At 62.4% G+C, this 20649-nt stretch carries 19 protein-coding genes and 3 pseudogenes; 17 read left to right on the forward strand and 5 right to left on the reverse strand.

The annotated features are described in order from the left end of the window. Positions 1–21: 21 nt before the first annotated feature. The 9 genes and pseudogenes from CGZ66_RS24345 to CGZ66_RS24385 all read left to right on the forward strand — a co-directional run bounded on the left by CGZ66_RS24345 (position 22) and on the right by CGZ66_RS24385 (position 8082). The gene (locus CGZ66_RS24345; protein ID WP_095088768.1) at positions 22–1011 is read left to right on the forward strand and encodes a thiamine pyrophosphate-dependent dehydrogenase E1 component subunit alpha; all 990 of its coding nucleotides are present in this window, start codon (positions 22–24) and stop codon (positions 1009–1011) included. A gap of 10 nt (positions 1012–1021) precedes the next feature. After that, complete coding sequence (locus tag CGZ66_RS24350; protein WP_095088771.1) at positions 1022–2017, forward strand: alpha-ketoacid dehydrogenase subunit beta; 996 nt, start codon at positions 1022–1024, stop codon at positions 2015–2017. Continuing rightward, complete coding sequence (locus CGZ66_RS24355; protein ID WP_095088779.1) at positions 2007–3002, forward strand: biotin/lipoyl-containing protein; 996 nt, start codon at positions 2007–2009, stop codon at positions 3000–3002. The genes CGZ66_RS24350 and CGZ66_RS24355 overlap by 11 nt, the downstream gene beginning before the upstream one ends. 11 nt (positions 3003–3013) lie before the next feature. Further along, positions 3014–4456 carry an NAD-dependent succinate-semialdehyde dehydrogenase gene (locus tag CGZ66_RS24360; RefSeq protein WP_095088781.1) on the forward strand — a complete coding sequence of 481 codons (1443 nt, stop codon included), beginning with the start codon at positions 3014–3016 and terminating at the stop codon, positions 4454–4456. 5 nt (positions 4457–4461) lie between these two features. After that, complete coding sequence (locus CGZ66_RS24365) at positions 4462–5349, forward strand: 2-oxo acid dehydrogenase subunit E2 (RefSeq protein ID WP_095088886.1); 888 nt, start codon at positions 4462–4464, stop codon at positions 5347–5349. A gap of 7 nt (positions 5350–5356) precedes the next feature. Then, positions 5357–6754, forward strand: coding sequence for a dihydrolipoyl dehydrogenase (gene lpdA, locus CGZ66_RS24370; protein WP_095088887.1), 1398 nt, complete (start codon positions 5357–5359; stop codon positions 6752–6754). Between the two features lie 425 nt (positions 6755–7179). After that, a pseudogene (locus CGZ66_RS24375) lies at positions 7180–7503 on the forward strand (DDE-type integrase/transposase/recombinase); the annotation flags it as partial. 61 nt (positions 7504–7564) lie between these two features. Then, a pseudogene (locus CGZ66_RS24380) lies at positions 7565–7720 on the forward strand (ISKra4 family transposase); the annotation flags it as partial. Between the two features lie 80 nt (positions 7721–7800). Next, positions 7801–8082: a DEAD/DEAH box helicase family protein gene (locus CGZ66_RS24385; RefSeq protein WP_095088783.1), complete on the forward strand. Its 282-nt coding sequence runs from the start codon at positions 7801–7803 to the stop codon at positions 8080–8082. On the opposite strand, the gene CGZ66_RS24390 is transcribed toward CGZ66_RS24385, so the two are convergent. Continuing rightward, a complete protein-coding gene (locus tag CGZ66_RS24390) occupies positions 8011–8913 on the reverse strand; it encodes a LysR family transcriptional regulator (RefSeq protein WP_095088785.1) in 903 nt (300 codons plus the stop codon). The genes CGZ66_RS24385 and CGZ66_RS24390 overlap by 72 nt on opposite strands. Positions 8914–9021: 108 nt before the next feature. Here CGZ66_RS24390 and hglS point away from each other — a divergent pair, with 108 nt between their 5' ends. The 6 genes and pseudogenes from hglS (at position 9022) to CGZ66_RS24420 (ending at position 16795) form a co-directional block, all read left to right on the forward strand. Next, a complete protein-coding gene (gene hglS, locus CGZ66_RS24395) occupies positions 9022–10422 on the forward strand; it encodes a 2-oxoadipate dioxygenase/decarboxylase HglS (RefSeq protein ID WP_095088786.1) in 1401 nt (466 codons plus the stop codon). Between the two features lie 9 nt (positions 10423–10431). Continuing rightward, positions 10432–11847: an FAD-binding oxidoreductase gene (locus CGZ66_RS24400; RefSeq protein WP_095088790.1), complete on the forward strand. Its 1416-nt coding sequence runs from the start codon at positions 10432–10434 to the stop codon at positions 11845–11847. Between the two features lie 21 nt (positions 11848–11868). Continuing rightward, entirely contained in the window at positions 11869–13404 is a 1536-nt protein-coding gene (gene amaB / locus CGZ66_RS24405; RefSeq protein ID WP_095088792.1) for an L-piperidine-6-carboxylate dehydrogenase, read from the forward strand. Positions 13405–13414: 10 nt separating this feature from the next. Next, positions 13415–14647: pseudogene (locus tag CGZ66_RS24410) on the forward strand (pyridoxal phosphate-dependent aminotransferase). Positions 14648–14683: 36 nt separating this feature from the next. Next, entirely contained in the window at positions 14684–15967 is a 1284-nt protein-coding gene (locus CGZ66_RS24415) for an NAD(P)/FAD-dependent oxidoreductase (RefSeq protein ID WP_095088794.1), read from the forward strand. 240 nt (positions 15968–16207) lie between these two features. After that, positions 16208–16795 (forward strand): DUF309 domain-containing protein, encoded by a 588-nt coding sequence (locus tag CGZ66_RS24420; RefSeq protein ID WP_245331193.1) that lies wholly within the window; start codon positions 16208–16210, stop codon positions 16793–16795. A gap of 414 nt (positions 16796–17209) precedes the next feature. On the opposite strand, the gene CGZ66_RS24425 is transcribed toward CGZ66_RS24420, so the two are convergent. The 3 genes from CGZ66_RS24425 to CGZ66_RS24435 form a co-directional block, all read right to left on the reverse strand. Then, the gene (locus CGZ66_RS24425; RefSeq protein WP_095088798.1) at positions 17210–17422 is read right to left on the reverse strand and encodes a cold-shock protein; all 213 of its coding nucleotides are present in this window, start codon (positions 17420–17422) and stop codon (positions 17210–17212) included. 436 nt (positions 17423–17858) lie between these two features. Next, a complete protein-coding gene (locus tag CGZ66_RS24430; protein WP_095088800.1) occupies positions 17859–18086 on the reverse strand; it encodes a hypothetical protein in 228 nt (75 codons plus the stop codon). A gap of 132 nt (positions 18087–18218) precedes the next feature. Continuing rightward, positions 18219–19343: an IS630 family transposase gene (locus tag CGZ66_RS24435; RefSeq protein WP_095088802.1), complete on the reverse strand. Its 1125-nt coding sequence runs from the start codon at positions 19341–19343 to the stop codon at positions 18219–18221. 45 nt (positions 19344–19388) lie between these two features. Here CGZ66_RS24435 and CGZ66_RS24440 point away from each other — a divergent pair, with 45 nt between their 5' ends. Then, positions 19389–19694 (forward strand): LexA family protein, encoded by a 306-nt coding sequence (locus tag CGZ66_RS24440; RefSeq protein WP_245330990.1) that lies wholly within the window; start codon positions 19389–19391, stop codon positions 19692–19694. Positions 19695–19770: 76 nt separating this feature from the next. Continuing rightward, positions 19771–19953, forward strand: a complete 183-nt coding sequence (locus tag CGZ66_RS24445; RefSeq protein ID WP_095088804.1) for a hypothetical protein — start codon at positions 19771–19773, stop codon at positions 19951–19953. 237 nt (positions 19954–20190) lie between these two features. Here CGZ66_RS24445 and CGZ66_RS24450 read toward each other — a convergent pair whose 3' ends face one another. Next, complete coding sequence (locus CGZ66_RS24450; protein WP_167392232.1) at positions 20191–20598, reverse strand: hypothetical protein; 408 nt, start codon at positions 20596–20598, stop codon at positions 20191–20193. Positions 20599–20649 lie beyond the last annotated feature (51 nt).

A 20649-nucleotide genomic window follows, 5' to 3' on the forward strand; every position in this document is an offset into this window, starting at 1 on the left:
GAGACGGGAGGACCCGAACCGATGAACGCCAGGAAAACCAACGCGGAAGCCTACCTTCGCATGTACCGGCAGATGGTGCGCATCCGCGTCTTCGAAGACAATGCCAACCAGCTTTATCTGTCGGCCAAGATGCCCGGCCTCACCCACATGTATTCCGGGCAGGAGGCCGTCGCGGTCGGCATCTGCGAGGTGCTGACGCGCGACGACAAGATCACTTCGACACATCGCGGCCACGGCCATTGTGTGGCCAAGGGCGCCGAATTCAAGGAAATGTTCTGCGAGCTTCTGGGCCGTGCCGAAGGCTATTGCGGCGGCAAGGGCGGCTCGATGCACATCGCCGATCAGTCCAACGGCAATCTCGGTGCCAACGCCATCGTCGGCGGTTCGATGGGGATAGCCACCGGTGCGGCGCTCTCGGCAAAGCGGCTCGGCCGCAAGGACGTGACCGTATGCTTCTTCGGTGACGGCGCAACGGCGCAGGGGCTTCTCTATGAGGTCATGAACATGGCCGCGCTCTGGAAGCTGCCAGTCATCTACGCATGCGAAAACAACGGCTACAGCGAGTACACCAAGACAGCGGAGATCGCGGCGGGGTCGCTTCCCGCCCGCGCCGAGGCCTTCGGCATCGAAGCCTTCAAGGTGGATGGTCAGGATGTGCTGGCGGTGAACAAGCTCGCGGAGCGGCTGGTGGCGCGCTGTCGCAAGGGCGAAGGCCCGTTCTTCATCCAGCTCGATACCTACCGCTACCACGGCCACCACGTCGGCGACATCAACCGCGAGTACTATCGCTCGAAGGATGAGGAAGCGCTGTGGAAGACAGAGCGCGATCCTATCGTCAATTTCGGTCGATGGCTGGCCGCTGAGGGGCTTGCAACGCCAGAGGAGCTGGCGTCGATCGATGCCGAGGTGGGTGCCGAGGCTGGTGCCGCGGTCGCTTATGCGTTGGCGGCGCCCTTCCCCGATGCGTCTCAGGTGGGACGCCATGTCTTCACCGACATGATCGTCGCCTGAGGAAACCGATATGCGCGAGATCACACTTTCCAAGGCCGTCAACGAGGCCATCGCGGAGGAAATGCGCCGCGACCCATCGGTCTTTCTCATCGGCGAGGATGTCGCGGAGGCAGGCACCCCGTTCAAGGTCCTGTCGGGCCTTGTCGAGGAGTTCGGCACCGACCGGATCATCGATACGCCGATTTCGGAGCCCGGTTTCATGGGCCTGGCGGTTGGCGCGGCGATGACAGGATCGCGTCCGATTGTCGACCTGATGTTCGGCGATTTCCTTTTCCTGGTCATGGACCAGCTCTGCAACCAGGCTGCAAAGGCCCACTACATGTCCGGTGGCAAGCTCAAGGTGCCGCTCGTGCTGCGCACCAATCTGGGCGCGACGCGGCGCTCCGCCGCGCAGCACAGCCAGTCGCTGCATGCCCTCGTCGCGCACATACCGGGCCTGAAGGTCGCGCTGCCGTCCTCCGCCTACGAGGCCAAGGGCCTGCTGAAGACGGCAATCCGCGACGACAATCCAGTGGTCATCTTCGAAGACAAGCTGATGTATCAGGAGAAGGCGCCGGTGCCCGAAGAGGAATACCTCATTCCGTTCGGCAAGGCCGAGGTGCTGCGCCCGGGGCGCGACATCACCATCGTTGCCACGTCCTCGATGGTGCAGGTCGCGCAAAAGGCGGCCGTCCTGCTGGAGCGCGATGGCATCGCCGCCGAGATCATCGACCCGCGCACCATCGTGCCACTCGACATGGAGACGATCCTTGCCTCCGTCCGCCGTACGGGGCGGGCCATGGTCGTCGATGAAGGCCACCAGAGTTTTGGCGTCACGGCCGAGATCGCCAGCCGCATCGCGGAAAGGGCGTTCTATCATCTCGATGCGCCGGTCCAGCGGATCGGAGCGATGGACGTCCCGGTGCCGTTCTCCCCGGTGCTGGAGGACATGACCGTCCCGACGCCGGAATCGGTTGCCGAGCGAGGCCGTCTGACGGTGCGTGGAGAGTTGTTCCATGCGGCGTGAGATCATCATGCCGGCGCTGGGCATGGCGCAGAAGACCGGCCTGATCGTCGCCTGGCACAAGGCACCAGGTGACGCGGTGAAGGCTTCCGACATCCTGCTCGACGTCGAGACGGACAAATCGACGATGGAGGTCGAGGCCGGGCATGACGGTTATGTGGCCGCGCTGATGGCTGGCGCCGGCGATGATGTCCCGGTCGGTTCCGCCATCGCGATCATATCCAGCGAAAAGCCGGACCTTGGCTCCACGCCGGCCAAGGCCGCGCCGTCGCCACCCGCTACGGAGAAACTTGCGATACCCGCGGCGGTGCCCGCCGTGCCGGCGGCCAAGCCGCCTCTCGAAAAGCGGATGCTCTTGGCAGCAGCCGATGATGGCAGGATCCTTGCCTCGCCGAAGATCAGGCGCCTTGCGGCCGAGCGCGGCATTGACCTCGGCCGGCTGGTCGCGCACGGCATGAGGCAACCTTTCCACGCCGCCGATCTCGACGCGCTGCCGCCGGCCCCGGCGATCACCGCTCCGGCGATGCTCTCGGAGATCGAAGCCATGATCAAACCGGCGGGCCTTGCCGGGATGATTCGGCTGCTCGGGGAGGAAGGTGGCACGGCGGGACGAGCCGCCTTATGGGCCGCCTTCGCCGCATCGAGCTTAAGGGCCACGGCCGATGATCACGGCCAGATATCCATACGGGTCGAACAGGGCTCCACCAGCCTGCATTTCCACGACCCGGACCAGAGTCCATTGTCGCGCCTCGAAGCCACGCCGGAGGATGGCGAGATCAGCCTGGCCCTGCGCGACCTCACCGGCACATGCGTTGTTTCGACGCGATTTGCCGTCGAGCCGGCGCCCGTTCTGACGCTCACCGGCGACGCCGGCCACATGAACCTGCGTCTGATCTTCGACGCGTCGCGGCTGACCCCCGCCGCTGGGACGGCGCTGGTCACCGGCTTTGCCGCGCGGCTCCTCGATCCGCTTCGACAGCTACTTTGAGGAGGACTCTCATGTCGCCGTACGACGGACCCGTCGATCTCTACATTGGCGGCCAATGGCTTCCCGCCTCGGCCGGCGGCCGCTTTGACGTCGTCAATCCCGCCAACGAGACGGCTCTAGCCTCTGTCGCTTCCGGTACGGAAGCGGATGCCAGGGCGGCGGTCGATGCCGCCGCTGCGGCCTTCCCCGCCTGGGCCGCGCGGCGTCCGCGCGAACGCGCCGACATCCTGCGCCGCTGCTTCGAGCTGATGAGCGCACGTCTCGGCGATTTTGCCAGGCTGATCACCCTGGAAAACGGCAAGGCTCAAGCCGACGCAATGGGCGAGGCGGCCTATGCGGCCGAATTCTTCCGCTGGTTCTCGGAAGAAGCGGTGCGCGCCGAGGGCCATCTCGGGCATGCTCCCGCATCGGGTGCGCGCATTCTCGTGCACCAGAAGCCCGCGGGGGTAGCGGTCCTGGTGACGCCGTGGAACTATCCGGCGGCAATGGGGACGCGCAAGATCGCGCCGGCACTGGCCGCAGGCTGCACCGTCGTTATCAAGCCGGCATCGGAGACGCCGCTCACCATGCTGGCGCTGATGCCGCTGCTCGAGGAGGCAGGGGTGCCGCCGGGCGTCGTCAATGTGCTGCCGAGCCGCCGATCGGGGGCGGTGGTCGACGTTATGCTGCACGATCCCCGCGTCCGCGTGGTTTCTTTCACCGGCTCGACGGGCGTCGGCCGCAAGCTGCTGCATGCGGCGGCCGACCAGGTCATCAAGCCGGCGATGGAACTGGGCGGCAACGCGCCCCTCATCGTCTTCGAAGACGCCGACATCGATGTCGCGGTCGAGGGGGCGATGGTCGCCAAGATGCGCAATCTGGGCGAAGCCTGCACGGCGGCCAACCGCTTCTATGTGCACGAGCGGATCGCCGGGGAGTTCACCCGGCGTTTCACCGCTCGCATGGCCGCGCTCAAGATGGGCAATGGACTGGCGCCGGGTATTGACGTTGGCGCGCTGGTCAACGCCGACGCCCGCGACAAGGTCGCGGCCTTTGTCAAGGATGCGCTGGCGCGCGGCGCGGAACTGTTGCTGGGCGGAACGGTGCCCGACGGGCCTGGATTCTTCTATCCGCCGACCGTGTTGTCCAACGTGCCGGGCGACGCTGACTGCATGCGCGACGAGATTTTCGGCCCGGTGGCGGCGATCCAGACCTTCGGCGACGGTGACGACGTGGTCGCTCGCGCCAACGACACCGAATATGGCCTTGTCGCCTATGTCTTCACCCAGGATATGCGCCGTGGGCTGAGCGTGTCGGAGCGTCTGGAGTTCGGCATGGTGGGCCTCAATCGCGGCCTCGTTTCCGATCCGGCCGCACCCTTCGGCGGCGTCAAGCAATCCGGCCTCGGTCGCGAGGGGGGCAAGGACGGCATGCTGGAATTCATGGAAACCCAGTACATAGCGACCAATTGGTGAACAGGATGACAGCGACCGTCGCCAGCCCTTCCACCCGGCAACGCGCCCGCGAGGCGGGCGTGGATATCGATGCTCTTGCGACCGAGCTGGGCCGGGACATGATCTCCCCGGGCGATATCGATGACAGGCTGGAAGGCAGGCGCGTCGGCCCCGGCGGGGACTATCGCCGCTACTGGGACGTCGACCACGCGCGATATGGCCCGGTCCGCGAGGAGGCGACCAGCCGCTTCGGCCAGATCGCCGCACTCAACCTGGCCGCCGCGCAGCAGGTCATCCCGGCCGTAACGCATCACGACCGCGCCGACATGACGGCGATCGACGCGGCGCGCGCGGCATTCCAGGACGAGGCGCGGACGCGCGGGGCGAAGCTCACCGCACTGGCCTTCCACGTAAAGGCACTCGCCCGGACGCTGCGGGATTTTCCGCGCTTCAACGCCTCGCTTTCAGCGGACGGCCGCACCCTTTTTCTGAAGGACTATGTCCATATCGGCATCGCCGTCGATACGCCGCACGGCCTGATGGTGCCCGTCATCCGCGACGCCGACCGTAAGGGCCTCTGGCGTATCGCCGGCGAAGTTGCCGATCTCGCGACCCGCGCGCAGCAGCGCAAGGTCCGCGCCGACGAGATGGACGGTGCGTCCATGTCGATCAGCAATCTGGGCGGCATCGGTGGCATCGGCTTCACGCCGATCGTCAATCCGCCGGAAGTGGCCATCCTCGGCATTTCCCGGACCGAGGTCGCGTCGGTGTGGAATGGCGGGGCCTTCGTACCGACCCCGATGACGCCGCTCGACCTGAGCTACGATCACAGGGTGGTCAACGGAGCCTACGCCGCGCGCTTCCTGGTGCGTTACATCAACCTGTTGGCCGACCCGCGCCGGTTGATGATCTGAGATGCCGATGATCGAGACACAGCATGCCGACCTCATCGTCATCGGCGCAGGACCCGGAGGGTATGCGGCAGCGTTCCGTGCCGCCGACCTCGGCCGATCGGTCGTTCTGGTCGACGGCAGGAGCACGCTCGGCGGCGTATGCCTCAACGAAGGCTGCATTCCCTCGAAAGCCCTGCTGCACGCCGCGCGCGTCATTCACGAAGCGAGCCATATCGGCGCTTGGGGCATCTCGTTCGGCCATCCGAAGACGGACATAGACGCGCTGCGAGCGCGAAAGGACGCGATCGTTTCGCAACTCACCGACGGACTGGGCCAACTCGCCAGGCGCCGCAAGGTCCGGGTCGTCACCGGGCGCGCGGCGTTCGTCCGCGATGACGAGCTGGCCGTAACGACCGCGGACGGCGGGATCGAGCGCTGGACATTCGGCCAGGCGATCATCGCCGCGGGATCCTCGTCCATGCAACTGCCGGGCTGGCCGCAAGACAGCCGCATATGGGATTCGACTGCGGCGCTCGAACTCCGCTTCGTGCCACGCCGCCTGGCAATCGTCGGCGGCGGCATCATCGGGCTCGAGATGGCGACGATCTATTCGGCTCTCGGATCCTCCGTCACCGTGATCGAGTTGGCCGGCCAGGTCGCGCCGGGCGCGGAAGCCGACGCGGCCGACCTGATCAACGCGTCGCTCGAAGCCAGGAGCTGCATCGTCCACACCGGCACGCGGGTCATCAGTATCAAGGCCAGCGCGAAGAGCGTCAGGCTCTCTTGCGAAGGCGGTTACGCAGGCACTGTCGAAGCGGACGCCGTGATTCAGGCCGTCGGCCGGCGAGCGAGCACCGCGGCGATCGCCGCCGTAAAGGCCGGTATTGAGGTAAGGCCTGATGGAGCGGTTATTGTCGATGCGCTGTGCCGCACGAACCGCTACAACATCTTTGCCGTAGGCGACATAACCGGCGGGCCTATGCTGGCGCATCGCGCGACGCATCAGGGCAAAGTCGCCGCCGAGGTGGCCTGCGGCCACGCCAGCGCCTTCGACACGGCCTTCGTTCCCTTTGTCGCTTACACCAATCCCGAACTGGCCTGGGTCGGCCCGACCACGGCACAGCTGAAGGCAGCCGGCGTCGCCCACAAGGTCGCCAGGTTCCCATGGGCGGCCAGCGGCAGGAACCTCGCGTCCGGTGGCGGTGACGGCCTGACCATGATCGCCTACGCACCGGAAAGCGGCCGCGTCCTCGGCGCCACAATCGTCGGCCCGGGCGCCGGCGAACTGCTGGCGGAGGTCGGGCTCGCCCTGGAAATGGGCGCAACGCTTACCGACCTCGCGCTGACGGTGCACGCCCACCCCACCCTGTCCGAAACGGTGGCGTTCGCGACCGAAAGAGCCCTGGGAAGGTTGGCTGAACTATGATGCCGAGGGTCCGATCAAGCAGGCTATGCGTTTACAGAAAATCCTCAATGACCTAAGTCTCATGAGTGACTGAACTTACACACATCGACTGCATCAGGGTTTTTGGCACAGGTCTCAGAAATTTAAAAAGCTACTGAAATCGAAACTTGAAACAATGGCGCAACTTATATCAACTATTAGAAATTTTACGACGCGTATTAGTTTGCTACTTTTACGAAGGGCTCCACGATGGCTCCAGGTTTCATTTCTCATTTTAGTTTTTGTCTATCTCCTTGTTAATGTCTACCTGCTCCATTGAGCAGGACGGAGGATGGGTATCGATGCTTCTTGATCGACTTGAAGGCCATTTGCTCAGTCCTCGGGCATGCGCTTCAGATTGCGCAGTTTCCAGCTTGCGGCAGGCAGTTTTTCCGCACCGTCGATGTCGAGCATTGCGTCGTCATCGACGGCAGCCAGACCACGAGGCGATCGTTTCCTGCGATGCGACAAGCCGATTGCAGGACCGCTCGCGGCGCTGGTTGAAGCCGATCGCAATGCGGAAAAGTCGATATTTGAACAATCACATCGAGCAGGACCATCGGCGCATCAAGCGCCGCGTGCGACCGATGCTCGGCTTCAAATCTCCAGCGACCGCCAACATCATCCTGTCCGGCATCGAAATGGTCCACATGATGCGCAAACGACAGGCAAGGTACGCCTTCACTCCAGATCCGTCGCTGGCCGAGCAGTTCGACATCCTCGCCGCATAATCAAGGCTATTTTCCCATGATTCGGCCCTTAAGCCATGCCCGCGAAAGTTTGCAACACAACCAGAAACAGCAGATGCAGTGGAGCAGGATTGGCGCGCATCTTCTGCTGCAAACCCGCACGCAGACCCTAGACGGTTCCCTCCGCTCGACCTTCCGCCAATGGTATCCCGGCATGGCCAACGACAATCACGAGCACAGAGAAACCGGCACCGCATGACCGCCCCACAAATCCTCATGCTCACCAATTTCGGAGCGATAATTCCTTCTTCAACAGCGGCGTGAACCTCCAGTTCCCTGATGAAGGTCATCAAGGAGCGGGAAGCCCATCTGTCGAAGGCCACGAATTTTCGCGCTCCGGAGCTGGCACTTGAACTGAAGCCCGGCACCGGCAAGACTGAGACCAGGCTCGCACTCAATACCCATCAGCGCTTCGAGCGACTGCTGGTGGTGGTGCCGACGGACGCCATACGCGAGCAGATCGCCAGAACAAGAGGAACACCACCACCGTTACATCGCATTGGTCACTTGTCCGAGCAGCCATGCGGTAAGATCCTGCACCAGCGGATTCGTCTTTTTTGATTCCGGCACGACGACGTAGTAGCTGTTCTCGGTCATCATTGGCAGGTCGAGGATCACGGCGAGTTCACCGGACATCAGCTCGCGCTCGATCAGATAACGCGGCAGAAGCGCGTAGCCCATCCCGCCTATCACGGCTTCTATGATCATCGAAAACTGATCGAAACGGTGTCCCCGGCAAGCCAATTCCGCCGGCAGGCCGGCCCGTTCGAACCACTGCGACCATAGCTTGGGGCGCGTGGCCAGATGGAGCAAGGATTCACCAAGAAGGTCAGCCGGGACCTTCTTCGCCGCAGAAGGCGACAGCGCCGCGCTTGCTACCGGTACGATAGATTCGCTGCACAGATAAGTGCAGGTGCCGCGCGCCCAGACCGGCTGCCCATAGTGGATTGCGAGGTCGAAATTCTCCTCCTCGAAATCGAACGGCGCCGATCTGGAACCGACATTCAGGATCGTCCCCGGGTGTTGGCTGAGGAAATCAGGCAGGCGCGGGCTGAGCCAGCGGCTGCCGAATGTCGGCAAGGTTGCGATGCTGAGACCTACTCTGGCCTCCGCCGAGGACATTGCCCGCAGCATCGTCTCTTCGGTCTGCTGCAAAAGTTTTCGCGCCTCCGGCAAAAAGCGCTGCCCATCCTCGGAAAGCACCACCCGTTGGCGGATCCGCTCAAACAGCAGCGCGCCGAGATGGTTCTCGAGATCCTTGACTTGCCGGCTGACCGCGCTCTGCGTCAGGTTCAATTCACCCGCTGCACGCGTGAAGCTGGCGTGCCGCGCGGCACACTCAAATGCCTGGATCGCCACCAGATCCGGTATCAGTCGTCTGTTGAGTGTCATGCGTAACTCGCATCAACCTAGTCGAAACTGTCGCAATCTTTGCAGCATGAAATCCAGTATCAGCTTTTTCAGGAATGATCTGCCCTTTTTTGAGCGAGGTCGCGCGTCATGGACAGCCGTGGGTTTGTTACACCCGATCACATCCGTTCAGCCTTTTCGGCGGCGATGTCGGCCATGTACAGGACCGAGGTCCCCGCCTACGGCACGCTGATGGACCTGGTCGCCTCGGTCAATGACGAGACCCTGAGGTCTGATCCCGAGCTTCGGCAGCGCCTGGAAGCGATGGACTCACTCGACCGAATTTCGGAGGAACGGCATGGCGCGATCCGGCTCGGAACGCCGGCCGAACTCTCGATGATGCGGCGCGTGTTCGCCGTGATGGGCATGGTCCCGGTAGGGTACTATGACCTGAGCCCGGCTGGTGTGCCGGTTCACTCCACCGCCTTCCGCCCCGTCGGAGCCGAGGCGCTGAGCCGCAATCCGTTCCGCGTCTTCACTTCGCTGCTCAGGATCGACCTCATCGACGACGAGACCTTGCGTGCCGAGGCCGAGCGCATCCTGTCCGAGCGCAGGATTTTCACGGGTGGAGCGTTGGCGCTCACCGAGAAGGCCGAACGGCAAGCTGGCCTGCACGAAGACGATGCGGATCGTTTTGTCGCCGAAATACTCGAAACTTTCCGGTGGCACGATCAGGCCTGCGTCAGTCTTGACATGTACAACAGCCTGCATCAGGCGCATCGCTTGATCGCGGATGTGGTCTCGTTCAGAGGTCCGCACATCAATCATCTCACGCCGCGCACGCTCGATATCGATGCCGTTCAGGTTGGCATGCCGGCGCATGGCATAGCGCCGAAGGCAATCGTGGAGGGCCCTCCACCTCGGCTTTGCCCGATCCTGCTCAGGCAGACTTCGTTCAAGGCACTGGATGAGGTGGTGTCGTTCAACGCAGGGGACGGCGCCTGGGTGGCAGGCTCGCATACCGCGCGCTTCGGCGAGATCGAGCAGCGCGGCATAGCGCTGACACCCAAGGGGCGCGCCCTTTACGACAGTCTGCTGGAGGCCACGCGCGCAATCATCCGACCGGCTGCCGACGGGTCGAACGCGGCCGACTACGCACAAACACTTTCACGGACATTCGAGGCGTTCCCCGATACATGGGAAGGCATCCGGGCCGCGAATCTGGGATACTTCAGATACTCCCTGACGGAGCGCGGGCGGCATACCGGCAGTGTCATGACTGACGACTTCGAGCACCTTGTCGCAGAAGGTTTCTTCCGTTTCGACCCAATCGTCTACGAGGATTTCCTGCCTGTCAGCGCCGCCGGCATCTTCCAGTCGAATCTTGGCGACGGGGCAACCCAGGAATTTGTCGCCAGTCCCAACCAGAAGCGCTTTGAAAGCGATCTCGGTGTTGGCGTGCTGAACGAGTTCGAGCACTACGCCGCCATCGAACAGGCGTCGATCGAGACCTGTCGCCAAGCGCTCGGCGGCCTCCGGGCTGCGGAATAGGCGCCCTGGATGATCGACGAAAGACACAAATCCGCATTGGTGGAGATCCTTGGCGAAAATGGCGTCATCATGGATCGGGCCGCCATGGCAGCCTACGAGATCGGTGCGCGCCACGATCACGGTCATGCGGCGCTGGTGCTGCGCCCTGGCACTACGGCGGAAATGTCCGCCTGCGTTGCCTATTGCGTCCGGCAGCGTATCGCGCTCGTGCCGCAATCGGGCAACACAGGGCTGGTCTCGGGCTCGACACCGGATGCCAGCGGATCGCAGATCGTGCTCAGCTTGGATCGAATGACGCGCCGTTTCGATCTCGACATCGACAATCGATCGTTGCGCGTCGATACCGGAATTTTGCTGTCCGAGGTCAATGCCCGGCTTGAGCCGAGTGGGCTTTTCTTTCCGGTCGACCTTGGCGCTGATCCGCGCCTCGGGGGCATGCTGGCGACCAATACCGGCGGCACGCGCTTTCTCCGGTATGGCGATGTGCGTAAGAACACGCTTGGCGTGAAGGTCGTTCTGGCCGACGAGACCGGTACGGTTGTCGATCTAATGTCTGGATTACGCAAAAACAACACCGGTGTCGACTGGAAGCAGCTTTTCGTCGGCACGGCTGGCGCCTTCGGCATCGTCACAGAATGCGAACTTAATCTCGAGCGACTGCCAAAACAGGTCGCGACAACCTATCTGGTGCCGAGCGGCAGTGTCGCTGTCATGCCCCTGCTGCGGACGATCGAGGAGCGCCTCGGATCGTATCTTTCCGCCTTCGAAGGCATGTCGAAAAACGCGATTGGCGCTGCTCTCGCCCATGTTGCGTCGCTGCGAAATCCGTTCCAGAACGGTCAAATTCCCGACTATGTGATCCTGGCCGAGATTTCCCGAAGCTGGGCGCCGCGCGACGGCGAGCAGCCGATCGACGCGGTCCTGGAAAGCGTGCTTGCCGATATCCTGCAAGGCGACGATGCGCTGTTGGCCGACGCCTTCGTTGGTCCCGCGCATGAGATGTGGGCGCTACGGCACGCGCTGTCGGAAGGCGTGAAGCATGCCGGTCGGCTGGTGGCTTTCGATCTGTCGTTCCGCAGAGCCGACGTTCTGGCCTTCTGTGAGTGGATGAAGGCCGAGCTGCCTCGGCAATTTGCCGGTGTCGACATCTTCGACTTTGGCCATATCGGCGATGGCGGCGTGCATTTCAATCTGGTGGCTAGCGATGCAAGTCAGGTCGATGCCGCCTTCGAACAGCGGCTGCGTGACTGGGTCTATTCGGTCGCTGTCGACCGGTTCGGCGGCAGTTTCAGTGCCGAGCACGGCGTCGGCCGCAAGAACCAGGCCTATTACGATCGCTATACCCCACAAAAGAGCAGGGACCTTGCCGCGGGCCTGAAGCGACTGACGTCGCCAGGCAGCCTCGGCTCGGTCTGTTTTGGATAATCAGGAACAGGAGTTCGTCGGATGAACATTACAGTTAAGTCGGTGGATGTAGCCAAGGAAACGGCCGAGCTTCTGGCGAAACTGGGTGTGGCCAAGGACGCACTTGTTGGCGGCGACCTGATCGTGCGCAGTCCGGTGACGGGTGAGCAGATCGCGGCGCTGAAGACGATCTCGCCGGCCGACGCGGCCAAGACCATCGATGCCGCGCACAAAGCGTTCCACGCGTGGCGGATGGTGCCGGGCCCGCGGCGCGGCGAGCTGGTGCGGCTGCTCGGTGAGGAGCTGCGCATGCACAAGGCCGAGCTTGGCCGGCTGGTCTCGATCGAGGTCGGCAAGATCCCGTCCGAGGGGCTTGGCGAAGTGCAGGAGATGATCGACATCTGCGATTTCGCCGTCGGTCTGTCCCGGCAATTGTACGGCCTGACCATCGCCACCGAGCGCCCGGGCCATCGCATGATGGAAACCTGGCATCCGCTCGGCGTCGTCGGCGTCATTTCCGCCTTCAACTTCCCGGTCGCGGTGTGGTCGTGGAACGCAGCCTTGGCACTGGTTTGCGGCGACGCGGTGGTGTGGAAGCCGTCGGAGAAGACGCCGCTGACGGCGCTCGCCTGCGAAGCGATTTTTGCACGCGCGGTAAAGCGTTTTGGCACCGACGCGCCGCAGGGCTTGGCACCGGTGCTGATTGGTGACCGCGCCGTCGGCGAGATACTGGTCGATCATCCCAAGGTGCCGCTGGTATCGGCCACCGGCTCGACGCGCATGGGCCGCGACGTTGGCCCGCGGCTGGCCAAGCGCTTTGCCCGCGCGGTGCTCGAACTCGGCGGCAACAATGCCGGCATCGTCTGCCCGACCGCCGATCTCGACATGGCGCTGCGCGCGATTGCCTTCGGCGCGATGGGCACGGCGGGACAGCGCTGCACGACGCTGCGGCGCCTGTTCGTGCATGACAGCGTCTATGACGCCCTGGTTCCACGTCTCAAGAAGGCTTACGAAAGTGTGACGGTCGGCAATCCCCTGGAGACCTCTTCACTGGTCGGGCCGCTGATCGACAAAGCTGCCTTCGACGCCATGCAGAAGGCGCTGAAGGAGGCAGGTTCACATGGCGGCAAGGTGACCGGCGGCGCCCGGGTCGAGAACGGCCATCCGGATGCCTATTACGTGCATCCGGCGCTGGTCGAAATGCAAAGCCAAGTCTCGCCGGTGACGGAAGAGACCTTCGCGCCGATCCTCTATGTGATGAAATATTCCGATTTCGACACCGTGCTCGACGAGCACAATGCAGTCGGCGCCGGCCTGTCGTCGTCGATCTTCACCCGCGACCTGCAGGAATCCGAGCGCTTCCTCGGTGTCGACGGTTCGGATTGCGGCATCACCAATGTCAACATCGGCACCTCCGGTGCCGAGATCGGCGGCGCTTTCGGCGGCGAAAAGGAAACCGGCGGCGGCCGCGAGAGTGGCTCCGACGCATGGAAGGCCTATATGCGCCGCGCCACCAACACGGTGAATTATTCCAAGGCGCTGCCGCTGGCCCAAGGCGTCTCGTTCGACATCGACTGAGGATCAACCAATGACCGTCAGCACAAGGATCGATCAGGCCGGCTTCGTGCCTGCCTCGCGTCTATCGACGATCGGCGTTTCGCCGATCCTGAAGATCGGCGCCCGCGCTCAGGCCTTAAAGCGCGACGGAGCGCCGATGATCATCCTGGGAGCGGGTGAGCCGGATTTCGACACGCCCGACAATGTGAAGCAGGCGGCCTGCAGTGCCATCCAACGCGGCGACACCAAATACACCGCGCTCGATGGCACGCCGGAACTCAAGCGGGCGATCCGGGAAAAATTCCGCCGTGAGAACGGCCTCGACTATGCGGTAGACGAGATCACGGTGGCTGCCGGTGCCAAGCCGATACTGTTCAATGCGATGATGGCGACGGTGAACTGCAGCGATGAGGTCATCATCCCGACGCCGGCATGGACTTCCTATGCCGATATCGTCGCCATCGCCGAGGGCAGCCCCGTCTTCGTCCCTTGTGAAGCGGAGGCTGGGTTCAGGCTGACGGCAAGTCAGCTCGAGGCAGCGATTACGCCGAGGACAAAATGGCTGCTCCTGAATTCACCCTCCAATCCGTCCGGCGCCGCCTACAGCGAGGCCGACTATCGACCTCTGATCGAGGTGCTCCTGCGGCATCCGCATGTCAGCCTACTGGTGGACGATATGTACGAGCATATCATCTATGACGGTTTTCGTTTCGTCACCCCGGTGGCGCTGGAACCGCGCCTGAAGGCGCGGTCGCTGACCGTAAACGGCGTTTCGAAGGCCTATGCCATGACCGGATGGCGGATCGGCTACGCCGGCGGGTCGCGAGAGCTGGTCAAGGCGATGGCGGTGGTGCAGAGCCAGTCGACCTGCTGCCCGTCATCTGTCAGCCAGGCTGCCGCTGCCGAGGCCCTGTCCGGCCCTTAGCACTTCCTGAAGGAAAGAACCGAGAGTTTTCGTCGCCGCCGCGATCTCACTGTTGACGGATTGAACGCGATCGAAGGCATCGACTGTCGCAATCCGGAGGGGGCCTTCTACACCTTTGCCAGTTGTGCAGACCTGATCGGCAAATCGACGCCAGCCCGCAAGTGGATCGAAACTGACAATGATTTCTGCAACTACCTGCTCGAGGAGGCCAGTGTCGCGGTTGTCCCAGGCGCTGCTTTCGGCCTATCACCTTTCTTCCGCATTTCCTATGCGACATCCGAAGCCGAGTTGAGAGAAGAAATCCTGCGCATCTCCGCAGCATGCGCGCGACTCGCCTAGGCGACCAATCTTAAAAAATGCACTCGGAACCGTTCGATGCTGAATGACCCCCGCTCTCACGGCCTTTGGGAGGCGACCGCGCCGCAGGCTCCTATAACGGCTGCACTCGACCGGCAAATTTCCGCCGATGTGGTTGTCGTCGGTGGTGGGTATACCGGCATGTCATGCGCGCTGCACTTGGCAGAAGCCGGACGCCAGGTCGTCCTGCTGGAAGGCCGCGAGATCGGTTTCGGCGGCGCCGGGCGTAATGTCGGGTTGATCAATGCCGGCCTGTGGCTGATGCCGGACGACCTTACCGCCAAGCTCGGGTCCATTCACGGCGAGCGGCTGCTGAGGCTGCTCGGTGAGGGTCCGGCAATGGTCATGGACCTCATCGATAGACATCGCATCGACTGTGAATTGGAACGAAACGGCACGCTCCACTGCGCGGTAGGCCAAGCCGGGTTGATGGAGATTCGGGAGCGCGAGGCACAGTGGCAAAGAAGAGGCGCGCCGGTGGAGGTACTCGACGCCGACGAAACGAAAAAGAGGCTAGGCACCCGGGCCTATGCGGCTTCACTGCTCGATCGACGTGCCGGTACACTCCAGCCGCTCGCATACGCGCGTGGCCTCGCCCAGGCCTGCCTCCGCGCCGGGGCGATAATCTGCACCTCCAGTCCAGTTGTGGCAGCTGGCAAAAAGAACGGTCGATGGACGTTGCGTACCACGAATGGCGCGGTCGAGGCCGAATGGGTGGTGGTCGCCACTGACGCCTACAGCACCGGACCATGGACAAGCGTCCGCAACGAACAGGTACATCTACCTTACTTCAACCTGGCGACCAAGCCGCTCGGGGCCGAGCTGTTACAGTCCATCCTGCCAGGACGAGAAGGCACGTGGGACACCAAAACGATCCTCTCTTCGTTCCGGCTGGATAAAGCGGGGCGGCTGGTGTTCGGCAGCGTCGGCGCGCTACGCAACACGGGCACTGCCATCCACAAGGCTTGGGCGCGCCGTGCCCTGTCGAAACTCTATCCGCAGCTTCGCGATGCGGAGTTCGAGTATGAGTGGTACGGACAGATCGGCATGACCACGGATGCAATGCCGAGATTCCACAAGCACGCCCAAAACGTCATCGGTTTCTCAGGCTACAACGGCCGCGGCATTTCGCCCGGCACGGTGTTCGGTCGAGAGCTGGCACTTCTGATCCTTGGCGAAAAGACCGAGACTGAACTGGCCTTGCCGCAATCTGAACTGCAAGAAATCTCCTCACTTGGCCTCAGGGAAGCGTATTACGAGGTCGGCGCGCAAATCGCCCATCTGACGTCGGCATGGCATTAAAGTACCGGTTCTTGTGGCAAGGGGCCCATGCCCCGCACAGGCATTGAACGTCTCAATTGGCCGAAGAACGAACCCGCGACGTGGGATGGGCGTGCGCGATAAGATCACGAACTGATCGTTGTTCGCAGTGTGCGTCGTTCGGCCGAGGCAGAGCATATGGGGCTTCTTGCTGGCGGCTATTGCTAAGTGTCATTCCTGATGCGTTGGAACTGACGTCAGTTCAGGTCTCGGCCGTGCTATATGTATTTGATGGCTATTGGTTCGATGTTGCGCCCGCGCTGCCTGCCGGAAAGGCGCTTTCCATCCTATGCGTATCTGCCGGGCAAGCAACCGCATCCCGTGCGCGATCCCGCAGGACACAGCTACCACAGCGAAGCCGTGCCGGTCCCTGCAAAAGCGTCGCTTGAGTCAGACATGTTCCTATGGGGTCTCGACCTGTTCAATCACGGCTATTACTGGGAAGCCCATGAGGCTTGGGAAGGTCTTTGGCAGGTCGCGGATCGAGGCGATCCGCTCCGGATGCTCTTCAAGGGATTGATCCTGTTATCGGCGGCCGGCGTGAAGATCCGGGAGGGCAAGCATGCCGCGGCGGTGCGTCATGCCGGGCGTGCCGCTGGACTCCTTCACCTGCTGATGGACACGACGGATCAAACCTTCGCGCGCGCGCTCGGCATGTTGCCCGCAGCGCTTGCCGAACAAGCCAGAGCCGCGGCAGGCATACCCGCAAACCTGCAGGCGACTGCGCTCGGTCAGCCTCAACCCGTGTTTGATTTCATTCTCGGCCAAGGTTCGACAGACGACCTGTCAGAACGTGCCTCCACGTGGTGACCTGACGAATAGAAAAGGCCGGACTGTTAAGCCCGGCCAAGTATGAAGGTTCAAAACCTCCAGAGGGGAACGCGTCGGACGCGATGGGAGGAGGCATCCGATGCGATGTGCATATGGGTCAGCTACGGTGACGTTTCAACGACACGGCGGTGGACCACCGTGGCCGCGCTGTAGAGCCAAGCAAGCAATAAGCTCGGGCGTACCGGCCTGCCCAGTCTCGCCGGATCGCCATCAGCATCCTATAATCCATCCCATATCCAAAAGGCGGGAAGATATCCCGCCTTTTATTGCCAAACAAACTGATTTCACATGATCGTTTGAAGACTTGCAGCAATCCGCTGCCCCGGCCCTCGGATCTATCATCCTTCGTGCGCTCTTGGCGCAGCCGCCAGTACATCCGTGACTACGAGAAAATTAGCCTGCTTTGCTCAGATTGCCGGCAGAGGACTTGCCGGTGCGGCGGTCCTGCTCGATCTCAAAATTGATCTTCTGGCCATCGACGAGGGTGCCGAGACCCGCGCGCTCCACAGCGGAGATGTGGACGAAAACGTCCTGACCACCATTGTCGGGCTGAATGAATCCAAAACCCTTGGTGCTATTGAACCACTTCACGGTTCCAGTCGCCATATGCGTATTCCTTATGTCAGTTGCTCAGTCGGGCTGCGAAGCCAAACCAGTTCATATCAAAATTTTGGAGAAAGACACAGCAAGGACGATGTATCTGTACCGGGCTGTAGGTCTCGGGCAGCAGATTCCGCCTGGCTTCGGCCGCCCGCGCCGCGTGAAGGTCGAGAGCCTTGCCGGAACCTAGGCTTCGGAAGACATTGCCTGGACGCCCGGTACATTCGTCAGGCCGATCTTCTCAGCGACATGCTCATCGCTCACTTTGGGATTTCTAGGTGGCGCATGTCTGAAAGCGGTCATCAGTGATGCCAAGAGAGGCTTCTCGCAGCGACGATTGAATGCGCGGCCAAGCGAGTCCGGTGGGCGACTGTCGACTTCGCCCTTCGCGTCAAGACAAGCAGTAAGCAGCTGCGTTACGAGCCACGGTGGACTTATTTATTCAGCCTACCCGCCGCAAATCCTGCTGTCGCGCCCTGGCTGCTATGAGCAAGCAGGTTTCGTCGCTAAGTCCGGTCTGGAAACGGCGCACCAGGTCAGAGGCAACATTCTCAGCTTCTGGTGATCCCGGCTGGATATCTCTCTCTTGGCAAAGCTGGTCGAAAACCGATTTCAGGCTTTCCAAGTCACTTGGATAGAGGGCTGGGTCAAGGTTGAGACGATCAATCATCTGGGCCTCCCGTGGGCTGAGATCTTGAACGACACAAAGGGGGGCGGAAAGACCGCCGACAGGACAACATGACTCCGCTGAAAGCGCTTGTCATCTAGAAAGCTGCGTATAGCTAGTACCTCTGCACAGAGGTTATGACTCTTTGGAAGTCGGCTTGGGATAGGCTTTGGCCATCTTAAGGCGTGCGTTTTCGGTAGAGAACATCCAGTTGATGCGAGCGCCACTGGTGTTTCGCAGGTGCTCCCAGGCAGCGGTCTCCGCGACGAGGCGATCATAGCTATTGATGCGACGATCGAGGCACTGGCCGCGCAGGACGCCGATTTCGATCTCGACCATGTTGAGCCAGCTGGCGTGTTTGGGCGTGTAGTGGAATTCCAGCCGTCGAAGGACGCGTCGCGCCTCTGAAGCAGGCAGAGCCTGGTAGAGCGCGGCGGCCGAGTGGGTTGACAGATTGTCGAGCACCACCCTGACGCGTTCGGCCTGCGGGTAATGGATATCGACGAGGTCGCGCATGCAATGGGCAAAGTCTTCCGCGGCGCGCCGCTCGGTGACCTTGACTTTGCGCCAGGAGCGGTGTGCGTCGAGGAAGACGAACAGGTTGGCGGTGCCGTTGCGCTTGTACTCGCAGTCATACCGCTCAAGCCGGCCCGGTTCGGCCGGGATCGGCTGTCGCACCTCGCCGATGAGTTGGGTCGGGCTTTCGTCGAAGCACACCACCGGTCGCTTCGGGTCCGGTGCCTCGGCATAGAGGTCGAGCACGTCCTCCATGCGCGCGACATACTCGGCGTCGACCTTGGGGATGCACCACATGTCCTTGCGCCAGGGCTTGAGATCGTTGTCTGCCAAGCGTCGGCGCACCGTCTCGCGCGACAGTTCCTGGTGATCGGTCAGCTTGACGAACTCACCGGCCAGCAGTTCCAGGGTCCAGCGGGCGCGGCCCGGCGGCGGACTGGAACAGGCGGTGGCCACCAGCAGGGCTTCTTCCTTGTCCGTCAGCTTGCGTTGCGCGCCTGCGCGTGGCTCTTCGCTGAGCGCCGCCTCCAGACCCATCTCCACGAAGCGGCGCTTGGTGCGATAGACAGTGGAGCCGCCGACCACCACCGTCGCGGCAATGGCCTCGTCACCCAAGCCCGCGTCGACGGCGAGCAGGATCTGCGCCCGCTTGAGCTTGCGAGCCGGCTGCTTGCCGCCTGCCAGCATCGCTGTGAGTTCATCGCGTTCGGGTTGGTCGAGATCGACACGATAGCGTAGATTCATCTAGAAAGCCTCCTCGGTTGCCAAGGGTTCCGGATGAATCGAAAATTGAATCAATTACTTGACGGGCAAACGCCTGCGGGTCCCAGCTTCACCGAAAAACAGGGCCAGTACCTCGCCTTCATCTGGGCTTATATGCAGATCAACCGCCAGCCGCCGGCCGAACGCGACATGCAACGCTATTTCGGCGTCACCCCGCCGTCCGTCCACCAGATGGTGCTAACCCTCGAACGCTCCGGCCTCATCCGCAGGCAACCAGGTGTCGCGCGCAGCATCCAACTGCTCGTCGACCACGACATCCTACCCAAACTTCAGCCGGTTCAACCCGTCATAACCTCTGTGCAGAGGTACTAGTGCCCGTCCACGCCTCCTGCGCCGCTGAACTCTGGAGCATCATCAAGGCGGACTGGGGCTTGATGCGGGGCATGTTTTGCGCAACGCGGAGCTGCGATTCAACTTCGACAAGACCGTGTTCGACGACATGTTGCGGGTCATCAAGGAAACCCGGAACGAGCTCTTCCATAGCAAACCCATCAAGGACCGTAAGAAGGTCGTCGAGGCTTGTGAGCGCATGCGCTTCAGTTCCATCTCGGCGACTATGACGCCGAACTAGGCGCCGCCCAATGCTTGCAGATTTCGCCGACAGTCAACCGCGCGCAGCGACACGTCATCCCAGCTCGATAGATTTTTCTCTCACGACATGGTGTGTGACGACCCGGAGCCGAAGGTCGTCACGAGGATCGTCGAACGCAAATCCGATGTCCCCCGTTCGCTGTTCGACTGCATGCCGGAACCCGTGGCGACGGAGGTCTGGGAGACTCAGCGGGACGTTGCGCTGTATCTCGAGCGGCTAGCGGTGGCGGGTCAGGATTGCCGGACCCGCCTCGCTAAAGTCAGGAAGCTGCTGGCTGACCGCTAAGGTCGTCAGGCGGCGCTCCTGTTCGGCGGCGAGGAGGGCCGCCAGGTCGGCGAGTGCGGCATCGGTCACGTGCCGGACCAGAAGCTCGGTCGCCAGCGGCTCGGCAAGAACGGTCTCTCTGGTCTGTCCGGGAATCCGGAAAGGCGTGCCTGAACTGAAAACTTGGTCGTCGAGGATCTTTCTCGATCCGGACGAACGGACCGCGCCAAGCATGCTTTCGACCATGAACGCGGTCGCTTCCCCAGCGAGCTGGCGGAGTCCGTGATGCTCGGCATCTTCCTGACCGAAGCGCTCGACCATCTCGCCGGACAGCGCTGTTACGGGCTTCTCGCCATTCATGATGCGGCGCCGCATCTCCGAGAGGATCTGCGATTCCTCGGCGAGGGCCAG

The organism is Mesorhizobium sophorae, assembly GCF_002270415.1.
Lineage (GTDB): Bacteria > Pseudomonadota > Alphaproteobacteria > Rhizobiales > Rhizobiaceae > Mesorhizobium > Mesorhizobium sophorae.

Coding starts and splice junctions, on each gene's coding strand:
- CGZ66_RS24345 (WP_095088768.1), top strand. CDS start 22: ATGAACGCCAGGAAAACCAACGCGGAAGCCTACCTTCGCATGTACCGG.
- CGZ66_RS24350 (WP_095088771.1), top strand. CDS start 1,022: ATGCGCGAGATCACACTTTCCAAGGCCGTCAACGAGGCCATCGCGGAG.
- CGZ66_RS24355 (WP_095088779.1), top strand. CDS start 2,007: ATGCGGCGTGAGATCATCATGCCGGCGCTGGGCATGGCGCAGAAGACC.
- CGZ66_RS24360 (WP_095088781.1), top strand. CDS start 3,014: ATGTCGCCGTACGACGGACCCGTCGATCTCTACATTGGCGGCCAATGG.
- CGZ66_RS24365 (WP_095088886.1), top strand. CDS start 4,462: ATGACAGCGACCGTCGCCAGCCCTTCCACCCGGCAACGCGCCCGCGAG.
- lpdA (WP_095088887.1), top strand. CDS start 5,357: ATGATCGAGACACAGCATGCCGACCTCATCGTCATCGGCGCAGGACCC.
- CGZ66_RS24385 (WP_095088783.1), top strand. CDS start 7,801: ATGAAGGTCATCAAGGAGCGGGAAGCCCATCTGTCGAAGGCCACGAAT.
- CGZ66_RS24390 (WP_095088785.1), bottom strand. CDS start 8,913: ATGACACTCAACAGACGACTGATACCGGATCTGGTGGCGATCCAGGCA.
- hglS (WP_095088786.1), top strand. CDS start 9,022: ATGGACAGCCGTGGGTTTGTTACACCCGATCACATCCGTTCAGCCTTT.
- CGZ66_RS24400 (WP_095088790.1), top strand. CDS start 10,432: ATGATCGACGAAAGACACAAATCCGCATTGGTGGAGATCCTTGGCGAA.
- amaB (WP_095088792.1), top strand. CDS start 11,869: ATGAACATTACAGTTAAGTCGGTGGATGTAGCCAAGGAAACGGCCGAG.
- CGZ66_RS24415 (WP_095088794.1), top strand. CDS start 14,684: ATGCTGAATGACCCCCGCTCTCACGGCCTTTGGGAGGCGACCGCGCCG.
- CGZ66_RS24420 (WP_245331193.1), top strand. CDS start 16,208: ATGTATTTGATGGCTATTGGTTCGATGTTGCGCCCGCGCTGCCTGCCG.
- CGZ66_RS24425 (WP_095088798.1), bottom strand. CDS start 17,422: ATGGCGACTGGAACCGTGAAGTGGTTCAATAGCACCAAGGGTTTTGGA.
- CGZ66_RS24430 (WP_095088800.1), bottom strand. CDS start 18,086: ATGATTGATCGTCTCAACCTTGACCCAGCCCTCTATCCAAGTGACTTG.
- CGZ66_RS24435 (WP_095088802.1), bottom strand. CDS start 19,343: ATGAATCTACGCTATCGTGTCGATCTCGACCAACCCGAACGCGATGAA.
- CGZ66_RS24450 (WP_167392232.1), bottom strand. CDS start 20,598: ATGAATGGCGAGAAGCCCGTAACAGCGCTGTCCGGCGAGATGGTCGAG.